Source organism: Intestinirhabdus alba, assembly GCF_009711095.1.
GTDB lineage: Bacteria > Pseudomonadota > Gammaproteobacteria > Enterobacterales > Enterobacteriaceae > Intestinirhabdus > Intestinirhabdus alba.
Map to the genome: position 1 here is coordinate 156,726 of NZ_WMJZ01000001.1, position 12,535 is coordinate 169,260.

14 protein-coding genes are annotated in these 12,535 nt (G+C 57.8%); 6 read left to right on the forward strand and 8 right to left on the reverse strand.

What is annotated here, in order from left to right:
• Nucleotides 1-9: 9 nt before the first annotated feature.
• The 3 genes from GJV78_RS00730 (at nucleotide 10) to GJV78_RS00740 (ending at nucleotide 1,914) form a co-directional block, all read left to right on the forward strand.
• The gene (locus GJV78_RS00730; protein WP_155106516.1) at nucleotides 10-147 is read left to right on the forward strand and encodes a hypothetical protein; all 138 of its coding nucleotides are present in this window, start codon (nucleotides 10-12) and stop codon (nucleotides 145-147) included.
• 469 nt (nucleotides 148-616) lie between these two features.
• Nucleotides 617-1,333, forward strand: a complete 717-nt coding sequence (locus GJV78_RS00735) for a flagellar brake protein (RefSeq protein WP_155106517.1) — start codon at nucleotides 617-619, stop codon at nucleotides 1,331-1,333.
• A complete protein-coding gene (locus GJV78_RS00740; RefSeq protein WP_155106518.1) occupies nucleotides 1,327-1,914 on the forward strand; it encodes a helix-turn-helix transcriptional regulator in 588 nt (195 codons plus the stop codon). Before GJV78_RS00735 ends, GJV78_RS00740 begins: the two co-directional genes overlap by 7 nt.
• Nucleotides 1,915-1,973: 59 nt before the next feature.
• Here the strand turns inward: GJV78_RS00740 and GJV78_RS00745 are convergent, their stop codons facing one another.
• Complete coding sequence (locus GJV78_RS00745; protein ID WP_155106519.1) at nucleotides 1,974-3,155, reverse strand: coiled-coil domain-containing protein; 1,182 nt, start codon at nucleotides 3,153-3,155, stop codon at nucleotides 1,974-1,976.
• A 387-nt stretch (nucleotides 3,156-3,542) separates the two neighbouring features.
• On the opposite strand from GJV78_RS00745, the gene pheP reads away from it, so the two are divergent.
• Nucleotides 3,543-4,937: a phenylalanine transporter gene (pheP, locus tag GJV78_RS00750; protein ID WP_167519296.1), complete on the forward strand. Its 1,395-nt coding sequence runs from the start codon at nucleotides 3,543-3,545 to the stop codon at nucleotides 4,935-4,937.
• 72 nt (nucleotides 4,938-5,009) lie between these two features.
• On the opposite strand, the gene GJV78_RS00755 is transcribed toward pheP, so the two are convergent.
• From GJV78_RS00755 to GJV78_RS00770, 4 genes are all read right to left on the reverse strand, one after another.
• On the reverse strand, nucleotides 5,010-6,260 hold the full coding sequence (locus tag GJV78_RS00755) for a mechanosensitive ion channel family protein (RefSeq protein ID WP_155106520.1): 1,251 nt from the start codon (nucleotides 6,258-6,260) through the stop codon (nucleotides 5,010-5,012).
• A gap of 91 nt (nucleotides 6,261-6,351) precedes the next feature.
• Nucleotides 6,352-7,005, reverse strand: coding sequence for an oxygen-insensitive NAD(P)H nitroreductase (gene nfsB / locus GJV78_RS00760; RefSeq protein ID WP_155106521.1), 654 nt, complete (start codon nucleotides 7,003-7,005; stop codon nucleotides 6,352-6,354).
• Nucleotides 7,006-7,316: 311 nt separating this feature from the next.
• Complete coding sequence (locus GJV78_RS00765) at nucleotides 7,317-7,685, reverse strand: MmcQ/YjbR family DNA-binding protein (RefSeq protein ID WP_155106522.1); 369 nt, start codon at nucleotides 7,683-7,685, stop codon at nucleotides 7,317-7,319.
• A 1-nt stretch (nucleotide 7,686) separates the two neighbouring features.
• Entirely contained in the window at nucleotides 7,687-8,271 is a 585-nt protein-coding gene (locus GJV78_RS00770) for a TetR/AcrR family transcriptional regulator (RefSeq protein WP_167519297.1), read from the reverse strand.
• A 218-nt stretch (nucleotides 8,272-8,489) separates the two neighbouring features.
• Between GJV78_RS00770 and GJV78_RS00775 the strand changes: the two genes are divergently transcribed.
• Nucleotides 8,490-9,578 carry an MBL fold metallo-hydrolase gene (locus tag GJV78_RS00775; protein ID WP_155106523.1) on the forward strand — a complete coding sequence of 363 codons (1,089 nt, stop codon included), beginning with the start codon at nucleotides 8,490-8,492 and terminating at the stop codon, nucleotides 9,576-9,578.
• A 4-nt stretch (nucleotides 9,579-9,582) separates the two neighbouring features.
• Nucleotides 9,583-9,924 carry a RamA family antibiotic efflux transcriptional regulator gene (locus GJV78_RS00780; protein WP_155106672.1) on the forward strand — a complete coding sequence of 114 codons (342 nt, stop codon included), beginning with the start codon at nucleotides 9,583-9,585 and terminating at the stop codon, nucleotides 9,922-9,924.
• A 30-nt stretch (nucleotides 9,925-9,954) separates the two neighbouring features.
• Here the strand turns inward: GJV78_RS00780 and GJV78_RS00785 are convergent, their stop codons facing one another.
• The 3 genes from GJV78_RS00785 to GJV78_RS00795 form a co-directional block, all read right to left on the reverse strand.
• Entirely contained in the window at nucleotides 9,955-10,221 is a 267-nt protein-coding gene (locus GJV78_RS00785; protein WP_155106524.1) for a DUF1158 domain-containing protein, read from the reverse strand.
• A gap of 89 nt (nucleotides 10,222-10,310) precedes the next feature.
• A complete protein-coding gene (locus GJV78_RS00790; RefSeq protein WP_155106525.1) occupies nucleotides 10,311-11,426 on the reverse strand; it encodes a YbdK family carboxylate-amine ligase in 1,116 nt (371 codons plus the stop codon).
• 289 nt (nucleotides 11,427-11,715) lie between these two features.
• Nucleotides 11,716-12,501, reverse strand: coding sequence for an SDR family oxidoreductase (locus GJV78_RS00795; protein ID WP_155106526.1), 786 nt, complete (start codon nucleotides 12,499-12,501; stop codon nucleotides 11,716-11,718).
• Nucleotides 12,502-12,535: the final 34 nt, after the last annotated feature.

Consider the following 12,535-nt stretch of genomic DNA (forward strand, 5'->3'; position numbering starts at 1 on the left):
TTTTGCCGGATGACCCAGGGCGTTATCCTGCATATGGCCGACGTCGTTAGCCCGTTTCCGCCGCCGCTGGCGGCAACTAAGGTGCGTCATCTGCACAATATTTTGCTGCCGCTATGCCGTTTGTCTCAGGCATTGTCTTTAAAATAACCGCTTTTTATTAGTGGTTATTTTGTCACGTCCGGAGAATGGTGGAGATTTGTGCTGCCGCTACTCCGTCCGCTTTCGTAATTGCTATTTTTCGTTAGCGCAGAACAAGTTAAATATTTTCTCGTTAATTTACGTTCATTGGCCGCGTTTTAACCCCTATTTCCTGCTATCTTACCCATCCGCTGGTGAATCTTTACCCCCCCTGTATTCATCTTTTTATTGATCATTTCCCCTTGAATTTGGGTTAAGTTTAATGAATTGATTCCGGGGGGCGTCCGTCAGTGGAATAAAAGCTAACGTTTTTACTTATCAATACTGTGTAAAAAATAGCTAAAAACTTACTTTAATGCGAAATATCTGATAATGAATCTATTATGGTAAACCGAAATCAGCGGGTGATTGTCTGTCTCAGCCTTTCTTAAATAAACAATAGTGAGCAATTTCTTAGGTGCGGAAATAAGGATCTTGTATGGGACTGGCAATGGAGAAAGACGATAAGTATGAAATTATAGCCATTCTTCGTGAAGCGATTTTCAGAAACTCCCGCCTGGAGCTGAAATATAACAATGAAAGCCATATTACCTGGGTGATTAAAGTCGATTATACCCATTTCACCATTTTTTGCCGCGAAGCCCGACCGCCGGAAAAACCCTTTTCTTTTATTCTGCACAGTGACGAAGGTGTTATCAGCTTCAGCGCCAGATATTATAAGATGCTGCCAGCTGAAAAGGGCATAGAGCTGGTTTTTTTTCTTCCGGATATTATTTTTACCGTTCAGCGGCGTCAGTATCAGCGTTTTTCAGTTTTATCAGATCATCGTTTTTACTGTTTTGGACGTTATAAAAATGGTGAAAATTATGCCCTGAGAATTAAAAATTTCTCACACGGCGGCTGCGCGCTGATTGCCAGAAGTCCAAATCCTCGTTTTCTCTATCGAAATGCGTTGATTAAAAGTGCGCGTCTGGATTTTGGTTCGCTCGGCGATCTTCCGCTCGATTTAAAAGTCGTGGCGGTGGTTCCGCTGGAAGAATTTGATGAAAATAAACAACTTTATTCTTGCTATCAAATCTCCTGCCAGTTTCTGTTCAAAAGTCAGCGCGAGGAGAGTGCAATTGATAAATTAATTATTCGCTTTCTGATAAGCAGAAAATCAGGTTTTTATAAAAGCAGGAAAGGCATATGTTGATGTATGGGCATAATAATTTTTTCGGTCGCGCAGTCTCCTGCTGGCTGAATAATGAAAATATTAACGTTACCCACGCGGATTATCAGGACACCATTAATCCTTCAGCAGACGATCTGCATCATACAATGCTTTTTAATATCATCGATGAGCGACGCCCCTCGGCTGAATTTGTGCGCCTGTTAAATAACAGTCGACATAATCTCTCCAGCCATATGGTGGTGATTATTGCGGACAGCGCGGTGGTGATGTTGTGTATTGAGCTACTGAGCGTGGAAAGAACGCTCCTGCTGAGCGAGAAATCATCGCTGAACGATTATCGACAGCTGACCGCGCTGGCGGCGGGTTTCTGGGATCCCCGGCTCTGGCGCTCGCAAAAAAAGCTGACCGAACGCGAGCAACAGATCCTCAGGCTGCTGGCGAGCGGCTATTCGGCCCAGCGCATATCCAGCCTGATGGGGCTGAGCTATAAGACCATCCAGACGCATAAGATGAAGATCATCACCAAGCTGGGCTTGCTGAATTCGGCGGAGCTGAACCAGACAATTGTCAGGTTTAACCCGCGGCTGGCTCGCCTCTCCTGACGCGAACGGTTCGGGCCTTGACCCTTACCGTTGGTGAGCGGTGCCGGAGGTCATCAGGCTCACGCCTGGCCGGTGGACAGCTCCTGCTCCACGCGCTGCAGCTGAATCTCCAGCGTGTCGCGGATCTCTTTCAGCGCGCGCTCCTGCTCGGTGAACCAGGCCTCTTTATCTGCCGCCGAACGGGCGAGACGCCAGGCGTTTTCCGCTTCCAGGGCGGCAATCTCCCGGCGCTGCGCGTCAATTTGCGCCCGCAACTGCTGAATTTTTTGCTGCAGCTGCTGCAGATTATTCAGCCTGTCGCTGGCCAGCTCCGGTGCCTGGCCGCTCTGCAGCCGGGCGAGCAGGGCGCGAATCGCGGGCAGATCGGCGTTCTGCCGGGCAAGGTTCAGCTGAACCATCATCTGATGCGCTTTCTCTTTCTGCTCGTCGGCCACCACGTCCGGATGGCAAAGGCGGCTGGCCTGCCGCCAGAGGCGTTTCAGCTCGTCGCGATCCGCCTGCGCAAGCCGGCTGTCGCTGTCATAACGGCGCTGCGCTTCCTGATGCTGCTCCTGATAGTGGTCATACTCCTGGGACGCTTCCTCCTGCGCCCGGCGGCTGGCACCATCATCCTGGCGGATAACGTCGGCCTCCAGCTCGCGGATTTCCGCCAGCAGGGAGGCGATCAGCTCCGTCTGCTGCTGAATACGCTGACGTAGCTCCGCCGCCTCACGGGAAGGGGCGCTCAGATTCATCCACCGCAGCTTAAGGGCTGCCAGCTGGTCGATAGCCTGGGAAATATACTGCCGGCAGGAGAGATAGTCTTTTTCGCGTCGTTTAAGCTCCGCCTCCCGCCTGCGTCTGGTGCTGACCGCCAGCCGCTTGCGCAGCTCCAGAATGCGGCTCATCAGCGAACCGAGGCGCAAATGATAGAGATCGTTAAAATCGTCGAGGATCTGCAGGCGGGCGTTGCGCTGGTCAATAAGCTCCCGCAGCTGCGCCTCAAGAGCCTTTAGCTCCAGCCTGCTGGCGGCAATGGCCGGGTCCTGCCAGGCTGAGACGGCGTGCTGGTTCTGTAGCCAGGCGGTAATTTCACGTACCGCATCGCCGAAGCGCCGCCCGGCAATGGCCTGTGCGATAGCAATAAGCGCGGGATCGTCGGCCTCACGCTGCAGGTGCACAAGCTGCTGATGGACGATCTCCTCGTCCTCAAGTTCGATGGCGCTTTTAACGATCTCTAGCCGTTTGATGATCTTATTCATGATAACCGCTGCCTGGCGTAACCCGTATCGATATGACGGCGCGTAGCGCGCCGTCACCCGACTGAAAAGACTAAGAAAAAGGAAAAATGCATTCTGTGGCGTCGGAGGCCTTTTCGTCTACACTATTTCGCACAAATCGGACGCCGACGCCCACTTTTTTACTTTTTTTACCGTGAAGACAAAAAATCAGGCCGTCGCGCGCCGGGTAAGGCGAAACGCCAGAGGACGGCGTCATTTCCGGCAGCTGCGCAAAACCTGTCGCGCCTGATGGCGTTTGCACGGGGGCAGGCCAACGGGAGCGGAGCCTCTGCGCAGATTGCGCCTTGCGGCGGCCGGGTTGAAATGTTAAAAGGTGCCCCTTTCAGAGAAACGACACAGAGGTAGGGCGTGAAAAAGACGTCAACTGCATCGGACACCGGCGTGTCAGATGCCGCGTCGAACGGGGAGCCGACGCTTCAGCGGGGGTTGCAGAACCGTCATATTCAATTAATTGCTCTGGGCGGGGCCATCGGCACCGGCCTGTTTCTGGGCATCGGGCCGGCCATTCAGATGGCGGGGCCGGCGGTGCTGCTGGGCTACGGCGTGGCCGGAATTATCGCCTTTTTAATTATGCGCCAGCTCGGCGAAATGGTGGTGGAAGAGCCGGTATCCGGCTCGTTTGCCCACTTTGCCTGGAAATACTGGGGGCCGTTTGCCGGCTTCCTCTCCGGCTGGAACTACTGGGTGATGTTCGTGCTGGTCGGCATGGCGGAGCTGACCGCCGCCGGGATCTATATGCAGTACTGGCTGCCCGACGTGCCCACCTGGGTCTGGGCGGCGGCCTTCTTTATTATCATTAACGCCGTCAACCTGGTGAACGTGCGCCTGTATGGCGAGACGGAGTTCTGGTTTGCGCTGATCAAGGTGCTGGCGATTATCGGCATGATCGGCTTTGGCCTCTGGCTGCTCTACTCCGGCCACGGCGGCGAGCGCGCCAGCCTGGATAACCTCTGGCGCTATAACGGCTTCTTTGCCACCGGCTGGAGCGGCCTGATCCTGTCGCTGGCGGTGATTATGTTCTCCTTCGGCGGGCTGGAGCTGATTGGCATTACGGCCGCCGAGGCGCGGGATCCGCATAAGAGTATTCCGAAGGCGGTAAACCAGGTGGTTTATCGCATTCTGCTGTTCTATATTGGCTCACTGGTGGTGCTGCTGGCGCTCTATCCGTGGGTGGAGGTGCAGTCCAACAGTAGCCCGTTCGTGATGATTTTCCATAACCTCGACAGCAACGTGGTGGCCTCGGCGCTTAACTTTGTCATTCTGGTGGCTTCGCTGTCGGTCTATAACAGTGGGGTCTACTCCAACAGCCGGATGCTGTTCGGTCTCTCCGTGCAGGGGAATGCGCCGAAGTTTCTTACCCGCGTCAGCCGCCGCGGCGTGCCGGTTAATTCGCTGCTGCTCTCCGGGGCGATCACCTCGCTGGTGGTGCTGATTAACTATCTGCTGCCGCAAAAGGCCTTTAGCCTGCTGATGGCGCTGGTGGTGGCGACGCTGCTGCTGAACTGGATCATGATCTGCCTGGCGCACCTGCGCTTTCGCGCGGCGATGCGGCGAAAAGGGCGGGAAACCCAGTTTAAAGCGCTGCTCTATCCGGCGGGAAACTACCTGTGCATTGGGTTTCTCGCCCTGATCCTGGTGCTGATGTGTACCATCGACGATATGCGCCTGTCGGCCTTCCTGCTGCCGGGGTGGATCCTCTTTCTGTACGCGGCGTTCAGGCTGATGCGCCGCCGTTCACGCTGAGGCGGTAATGCCGCTTCCCCGGCCGCGCGGCCGGGGATTTGTCTTCCTGCTTTGCCACCCGGCTTTTCAACGCTATGAAGATTGGCGCTGAAATGCCCCCGCCAGGGTGCGAATATCGCTGCCGGTCGGCGTCTGGTGAATGCGTAAGCCGAACTCTTCCACCACCGCAAAAATATGATCGAAAATATCCGCCTGGATGCTCTCATACTCCAGCCATACCACGGTGCTGGTGAAGGCGTAAATCTCGATGGGCAATCCGAAGTCGTCCGGAGCCAGCTGGCGCACCATCAGCGTCATATCTTTGCGAATGCGCGGGTGATTGCGCAGATATTCATTCAGATAGGCGCGGAAGGTGCCGATGTTGGTCATCTGCCGGTGGTTCAGCGCCGACGCCGGGGCGTCCAGCTGGCTGTTCCACAGCAAAATCTCCTGATGGCGCGTCTCCAGGTAGGGCTTCAACAGGTGCGCCTGGCGCAGGCGCTGCTGCTCTTCTTCATCGAGGAAATGGATGCTGGTGACGTCGATATTGATGCTGCGCTTAATGCGCCGTCCGCCGGAAGCCGACATGCCGCTCCAGTTTTTAAAGGAGTCTGACACCAGCGACCAGGTGGGAATGGTGGTGATGGTATTGTCCCAGTTGCGCACTTTAACGGTGGTTAACCCAATGTCGGTGACCGCGCCGTCGGCACCATATTTGGGCATCTCCAGCCAGTCGCCCAGCTTGAGCATATCGTTAGCTGAGAGCTGAATGCCGGCCACCAGTCCGAGGATCGGATCTTTAAATACCAGCATCAGCACCGCCGCCATCGCCCCCAGCCCGCTGATTAAAATCGCCGGGGACTGGCCGATCAGCAGCGAGATAATCAGAATGCCGACGAGGATGGCGCTGATAAGCTTAATGCCCTGGAAGATGCCCTTCAGGGGAAGCTGGGAAGCGGCGGGCAGCTTTTGCGACAGATTCAGAATCACGTCCAGCAGCGAGAAGAGCGACAGCAGGGCGTAGACCATGATCCACAGCTGGGCGCAGGTGGTCAGCACTCCCGCCGCTTCGCTGCCCTTATGCAGCCACAGCGCCGCCTGAATATTGACGATAATCCCCTGCAGGGTAAACGCCAGGCGGTGAAAGAGCTTGTTCTGGGTGATAATTTGCAGCCACAGATGGGCGCTGGCGTGCTTCTCAAGCGTTCGCAGCACTATCCGGTGCAAGATGATATGAATAATGATGGCGGTCAGAAAGATAATGCCGAAAATCATCACCAGTGAGGTGGTGTGATTCATGGTAATGCCGGTTAAATTCTCAACCCGGGAAATCAATTCCTGCATAACGTCTCCTTTAAAAAACAGCGGCCTATAATGACCGCTGCGTGGAAATTATGCAAATCAGGCGTGGGTTATCGTCCCGCCAGCGGGGCGATCAGACCTCCGTAAGGAGGGTTGCCTGCGGCAGGCGGGATTTCGGCAGGGCGGCGTTAAAATCTTCCGCGCTGTGGTGGCCGACCGGCACCACCACCAGGCTGGTGTAGCCCTGCTCTTTCAGACCGAATTCGGCATCCAGCGCCGCGGCGTTAAACCCCTCAATGGGCACGGCGTCCAGCCCCAGCGCCGCCACCCCCAGCAGGAAGTTGCCGACGTTCAGATAAACCTGCTTCGCCATCCACTGGTCGTCGTCATGCAGCTCTTTGCGGTGCATGTCGGCAAAGAAGGTGCGCCCCTTGTGGTTAGCGGCTTTGGCTTCCGCGTTGGCGAAGCGGCCGTCGGCCTCCTCTTGGTCAACTACCCGGTTCAGCCAGGCGTCGTCCATGGCCGTTTTGGCGCAGAATACCACCACGTGGGAGGCGTCGAGCATTTTACGCTCGTTGAAAGCGTAGGTTCCGGCGGCGGATTTCGCCACGCGCGCTTTGCCGGCCTCAGTGCTGGCGACGATAAAGTGCCACGGCTGGGAGTTGGTGCTCGAAGGGCTGTACTGCAGCAGGGTTTTTATTTTTTCCGCCTCTTCGGCGGTCAGCTTTTTCGCGGGATCGAAGGCCTTAGTGGAGTAACGTTTTAAGGCGACAGAAATGATATCCATAGTAGCTCCTGATGGAATTTAATGTCCTGCGGACGCGGTTATACCCGTCATACTTCAAGCTGCATGTGCGTTGGCTGCGCTTGCTCACCCCGGTCACATAGTTCGCTATGCTCTCGGGGATTCGCTCGCTTGCCGCGTGATTCGGCCTGAAGGCCTCACCCCTTCGGGGCCAACCCGGGGGCTGTTCAAAACGCGCTGCGTTTTGTCATGCAACTTGAATTATTTAGGGTATATATGCCTGCAGGTTACCGGGTTAACGATAAAATGATAAGGGTCAAAAATGCGCTATTCCCGCCTGCGCCGACGGCCCGTCAGGCGGGGCGCAGGCGCTTCCGGACGCGCACGGGCAGGCCGTTCACCACCCGATGCCATGAGTCGGTAATCAGGTCGCAGAGCAGCGGCTCGCTGATATCATCACCGGCGTAAACCGAGATCCAGTGCCGCTTGTTCATATGATAGCCGGGGGTGATGCTGGGGTAGATCTGCTGGTTAAGCAGCGCCGTTTGCGGGTCGGCTTTCAGGTTCACCAGCGGGCGTCCCTGGCGTTCGGTCAGCAGCATAAAGATCTTACCGTTGACCTTAAAGACGTCGTACTGCGGACCAAAGGGCCAGCAGTGTTCGGTAAAGGGCATTTCCAGCGCGAAACGCTTCGCGCAGGCGAGCAGAGATTGAGCGTCCAGTTTATTGCTCCTTATGGATGGTCAGGGCGCGCCACATGGCCTCAAAGCCCAGGCTGATAAAGTCATTAGCGCGATCGGGCTCCCTGGCGGCAAACTCCATGGTGGTTTCCGCCAGCGACAGAAACAGCGCATCGCCGAAGGCCCGGAACGACTCGGACATAAATACCGGCAGCACCGAGCGGTGGCAGAGATCCCGCAGCTCCGGAAACATATCGTCAGCCTTTTTCTCCGTCTCTTTGGTCACTTTTTCGCTTACCGCAAGCAGGCGAATAACGCGGTGGCCCGCCGTATGTTCAAGGCCCCAGGTAATATAGCTGCTCCAGAGATAGTGGGTCAGGCGTCGGTTGTCGGTAATCGTGCGATCCAGGCCTGCGATCGTCGACCGGCAAAGCTGCTGCTTCAGGTGCAGGTAAAGCTCGTTAATTAACTCATCCTTGGTGGCAAAATAGCGGAACAGCGTGCCTTCCGCTACGCCGGCGCGGCGGGCAATCGTGGCGGTTGATGCCGCAATTCCCGACTGCGCAAAGGCGATGGTTGCCGCTTCCAGCAGCGCCTGCTTTTTGTCTTCACTCTTCGGACGAGCCACTCATTTTACCCTTAACGCTATAAAAAGCGCATTGAAACACGACCCTGACGGCGTCGCAATGGGGGAGGTCAACGATTGAAATAGACCTTGACGCGAAAAATTCGCTTTCTATAATGAGTGCCTACTCACTCATAATCAAGCGCCCGACGTGCAGCATCTCAAAACGGCAGATTTTTTGGGGCAGGATATGAGGTGGCTCACAGTTTAGGGAGAGTACGATGCACACCGATCGCCTGACAGCGCTCCCGTTTGCCCTTAATGCCGGATTTGGCCGGTCGCCGCGCGGCGCGCAGCTCGCTCAGTTTGAACGTTCGGAGAACTATCGCGACGGGCAGTTTCACAATCAGCTGCCGACGCCGGGCTATACCGGCAGCCGGACCCGGCTGGCGGTATGGTGGGATTTTCTGTTCGTCCGGCGCGAGGAGACCCGTCCCGCCCAGCCGCTGCCGCGAATGGCCACCGATCTGGCGAGCCTGCCGCCGCAGCAGGAGATGTTGATATGGCTTGGCCACTCCTCCTGGTATCTGCAGCTGGCGGGGAAACGCATCCTGATCGATCCGGTTTTCAGCAGCTATACCGCGCCGTTTTCATTGCTTAAAAATGCCTTTGTCGGAACCTATCCGTGGAGCGGCCAGGCCATGCCGGAAATCGATCTGCTGATTATTTCCCACGATCACTACGACCATCTGGACTACGCCACCATCAGGGCGCTGATGCCAAAGGTCAGGCAGGTGATTACGCCGCTGGGCGTTGGTTCTCACCTGCGCTACTGGGGGATGCCGGACGATCGTATCGTTGAGCGCGACTGGTATCAGTCGGTGGACGCCGACGATTCGCTGCGGGTGCATCTGCTGCCCGCGCGCCACTATTCCGGGCGCGGGCTAAGGCGAAACCAGACCCTGTGGGCGAGCGTTATGCTGGAAACCCCCGAACGCAAAATTTACTACAGCGGCGACTCCGGCTACGGGCCTCACTTCAGGGAGATCGGCGAGCGCTTCGGCAGCGTCGATCTGGCCATTATGGAGAACGGGCAGTATGACCAGGAGTGGAAATACAGCCATATGATGCCGGAAGAGACCGCCCTCGCCGCCCAGGAGCTGCGGGCGAAGGTGGTGTTACCCAGCCACGCCGGGCGTTTCGTGCTGGCAAAGCACGCCTGGGACGACCCGTACCGGCGTCTGGCGTTGGCCTCCCGCAGCCGGCCCTACCGCTTACTCACCCCGATTCAGGGAGAGCCTGTGGTGCTGAACGACCCCGCCCCGCAGTTTACCGCGTGGTGGGAGACCACGAGTACTTTGGAGGAATAATATGATGTCCATTTCCGCTCAGGTGATTGATACCATCGTCGACTGGATTGACGAAAATCTGCATCAGCCTCTGCGCATCGAAGACATTGCGCGCCATGCGGGCTATTCAAGGTGGCATTTACAGCGCCTGTTTATGAAGTACAAGGGCGAAAGCCTCGGGCGCTATATCCGCGAGCGCAAGCTGCGGCTGGCGGCGCGGGATCTGCGTGAGTCAAACGAGAAGGTGTATGACATCTGCCTGCGCTACGGATTTGAATCGCAGCAGACCTTTACCCGGGTTTTTACCCGCACCTTTCACCAGCCGCCCGGCGCGTACCGGAAGGAAAACCACTGCCGGGCGCACTGATGGTCGCCCGGCGGCGTTAGCCTCTCCGGCTCAGCGGGGGCGGCTGTCCCTCTCCGCCAGCGAAAACCAGCGACGCCAGACAAAACGGATAACGGCGTATTCGATGGCCCCCAGCGCCAGGAACCACAGGCAGTAGAGCAGCGTATAGAGCTGGCTGAGATCCAGCAGATGAAAGGTTGCTACCAGCTTTTTAGCCAGCGGCAGGCCGAGGGTGGGAGCCGGCAGCAGCAGACAGGAAAGAAAGGCCATCAGCAGGACCCCGGCGGCGGTCAATAGCGTTTCAAGCGGATGTTTCATAGTTGGCTGTGTCCCTTAATCGTTCATGAGCGTCGCTGGAGGTCATTCAGGTCCGGAGCTGGCCCGGCAAGGCAACCCGTCAACCGGCTTTACCCCGCCCAGATCTCACACTGTTTTTTCACCAGCCCGATAAGCGAGCCGCCCCCGGCGATAAATTCACGCATCGCCTGGGCTTCGTTGAGGCCGTTCCTCACCTGCAGACGCAGCGTATCGATGGCGCTGGTGGCCCCCACCTTATCGGCCGACGGCGCGACGTTATCCAGCAGCCGCTGGATATCATCCGCCAGCCGGTGGCGATTGCCGGTGTGCACGTCGGTCAGCACGCCCTCCAGGCCATAGCGGCAGGCCTGGAAGCGGTTGAATTTGTACAGCAGATAGTCGCGCGGCTGATACCTGAAGGGGCGCTCCGTAAGCAGCCAGCGGGCGGTGGCCTGAATCAGCCCGGCGATGTTTACCGCGTGATCGAGGGTCAGCGGGGTATCCATGACCCGCACCTCAACGGTGCCGAAGTGGGGGCTGGGGCGAATATCCCAGTGCAAATCTTTAATGCTGTCGATGGTGTCGGTGCTGGCGAGGTGGCGAAACAGCCCCTCAAACTCCTGCCAGTCGCTGGCCCAGGGCATCGGGCCGTTGTCCGGAAACGAGGAGAAAATATTCAGCCGGGAGGAGGCGAAGCGCGTATCCGCCCCCTGCATATAGGGCGAGGCGGCGGAAAGGGCGATAAAGTGCGGAACGTAGCGCGACAGACCGTGCAGCAGCGTGATGGCCTCATCGCCGCTGGCGCAGCCAACGTGCACGTGCTGGCCGAAGACGGTGGCCTGCTGCACCAGATAACCAAAGTGCTCAAGGGTGCGCTGATAGCGAAGGTTATCGCTTACCTCCTGACGCTGCCACGTCTGGAACGGATGGGTGCCGCCGCCGCTGATTGCCAGGTGGCGTTCGGCTGCGGCCTCCAGGATCGCCTGCCGCATGGCGAAAAGCTGCGCCGCCGCCCGATCGATGCTGCGGCAAACCCCGGTGGCCATCTCCAGCATACTTTCGGTGATATCGTGCTTCACTTCGCCGGCGGTCAGCTGGCCCTGTACCGCGTCGATCAGCGCCGTTGACTCCTGGCTCAGGTCGTAGCCCGGCGGATTAACGACCTGCATCTCCAGCTCGATGCCGAGGGTAAAGCGTTCGGAAACATGAAAGTCGGGTAGCGACATGGCGGCCTCTGTGACGTTGGCTTTTGATCAGTATAGAAGGGCAGGCGCTATCGGGAACGGTGGAAATCGTCCGAATTCCCACTGTAACGCGCCGCCAGCACTACAGGCGAAACAGGAGCGTGACCAGAACGATCAAGGCTACCGCCGCGTGGAGTGGAAGTGCGGCGTCGCGCCGCTGGCTTGCGCCGGAGCATTTTGGCTCCGACGGGCGACAGCTTCCCGACTGGCGGCGCTGCGGACCACGGCGCGCCCGTAGCCGGAACGGGCGCGCCGCCCACGCGGGCTGCCGCTACCAGCAGATAAAACCGCCGTCGACCACCAGATCCACCCCGGTGCAGAACGAGGCGGCGTCGCTGGCGAGGAACAGCGCCGGACCGGCCATCTCCTCGACCCGCGCCATGCGCTGAATCGGCGTCTGGCTTTCGAACTCGCGGGTCTGGTGCACCATCTCCGGGCGGGTGTTCATCGGCGTGGCGGTGTAGCCGGGGCTGATGGAGTTAACGCGAATCCCCTTGCCGATCCACTCCATCGCCAGGCTTTTCGACAGATGGATCACGCCTGCCTTCGAGCTGTTATAGTGGGCCTGTTCGAGGCCGCGGTTAACGATAATCCCGGACATCGAGGCGATATTGATAATCGACCCGCCGCCGGACTCCAGCATCAGCTCCGCCTCCGCCTTACAGGAGTGCCACACCCCGGTCAGGTTAATGTCGATCACGCGCTGCCACTGCTCCGCCTCCATCTCCAGCGCCGGGTTGGCGTTGGCGATCCCGGCGGCGTTCACCGCAATATCCAGGCGGCCAAAGCGGCTTTTCGCCTGCGCGACGGCGTCCCGCAGATCGGTGAAATTGCGCACGTCCCCGACGCAGGCGCAGGCTTCGCCGTCGATAGCGGTAATATTATTGACGGTTTCCGCCAGCCCGCCGTCTTCGCGCAGGTCAAAACAGACCACCCTGGCCCCGGCGCTGGCCAGCGCGCAGGCGATGGTCTGGCCGATGCCGCTGCCCGCGCCGGTGACGAAGGCGACGCGGCCCTGCAGATTAAACAGTCGTTGAGAAAATTCTTTTTCGATCATAGCGATAGCTCTCTTTACAAATGCCCGGGCGGGC

What these genes read in the sequence shown, in the direction of transcription:
- GJV78_RS00730 (WP_155106516.1), top strand. Translation starts at nt 10, where the DNA reads ATGACCCAGGGCGTTATCCTGCATATGGCCGACGTCGTTAGCCCGTTT.
- GJV78_RS00775 (WP_155106523.1), top strand. Translation starts at nt 8,490, where the DNA reads ATGCACACCGATCGCCTGACAGCGCTCCCGTTTGCCCTTAATGCCGGA.
- GJV78_RS00735 (WP_155106517.1), top strand. Translation starts at nt 617, where the DNA reads ATGGGACTGGCAATGGAGAAAGACGATAAGTATGAAATTATAGCCATT.
- GJV78_RS00790 (WP_155106525.1), bottom strand. Translation starts at nt 11,426, where the DNA reads ATGTCGCTACCCGACTTTCATGTTTCCGAACGCTTTACCCTCGGCATC.
- GJV78_RS00795 (WP_155106526.1), bottom strand. Translation starts at nt 12,501, where the DNA reads ATGATCGAAAAAGAATTTTCTCAACGACTGTTTAATCTGCAGGGCCGC.
- nfsB (WP_155106521.1), bottom strand. Translation starts at nt 7,005, where the DNA reads ATGGATATCATTTCTGTCGCCTTAAAACGTTACTCCACTAAGGCCTTC.
- GJV78_RS00740 (WP_155106518.1), top strand. Translation starts at nt 1,327, where the DNA reads ATGTTGATGTATGGGCATAATAATTTTTTCGGTCGCGCAGTCTCCTGC.
- GJV78_RS00755 (WP_155106520.1), bottom strand. Translation starts at nt 6,260, where the DNA reads ATGCAGGAATTGATTTCCCGGGTTGAGAATTTAACCGGCATTACCATG.
- GJV78_RS00785 (WP_155106524.1), bottom strand. Translation starts at nt 10,221, where the DNA reads ATGAAACATCCGCTTGAAACGCTATTGACCGCCGCCGGGGTCCTGCTG.
- GJV78_RS00780 (WP_155106672.1), top strand. Translation starts at nt 9,583, where the DNA reads ATGTCCATTTCCGCTCAGGTGATTGATACCATCGTCGACTGGATTGAC.
- GJV78_RS00745 (WP_155106519.1), bottom strand. Translation starts at nt 3,155, where the DNA reads ATGAATAAGATCATCAAACGGCTAGAGATCGTTAAAAGCGCCATCGAA.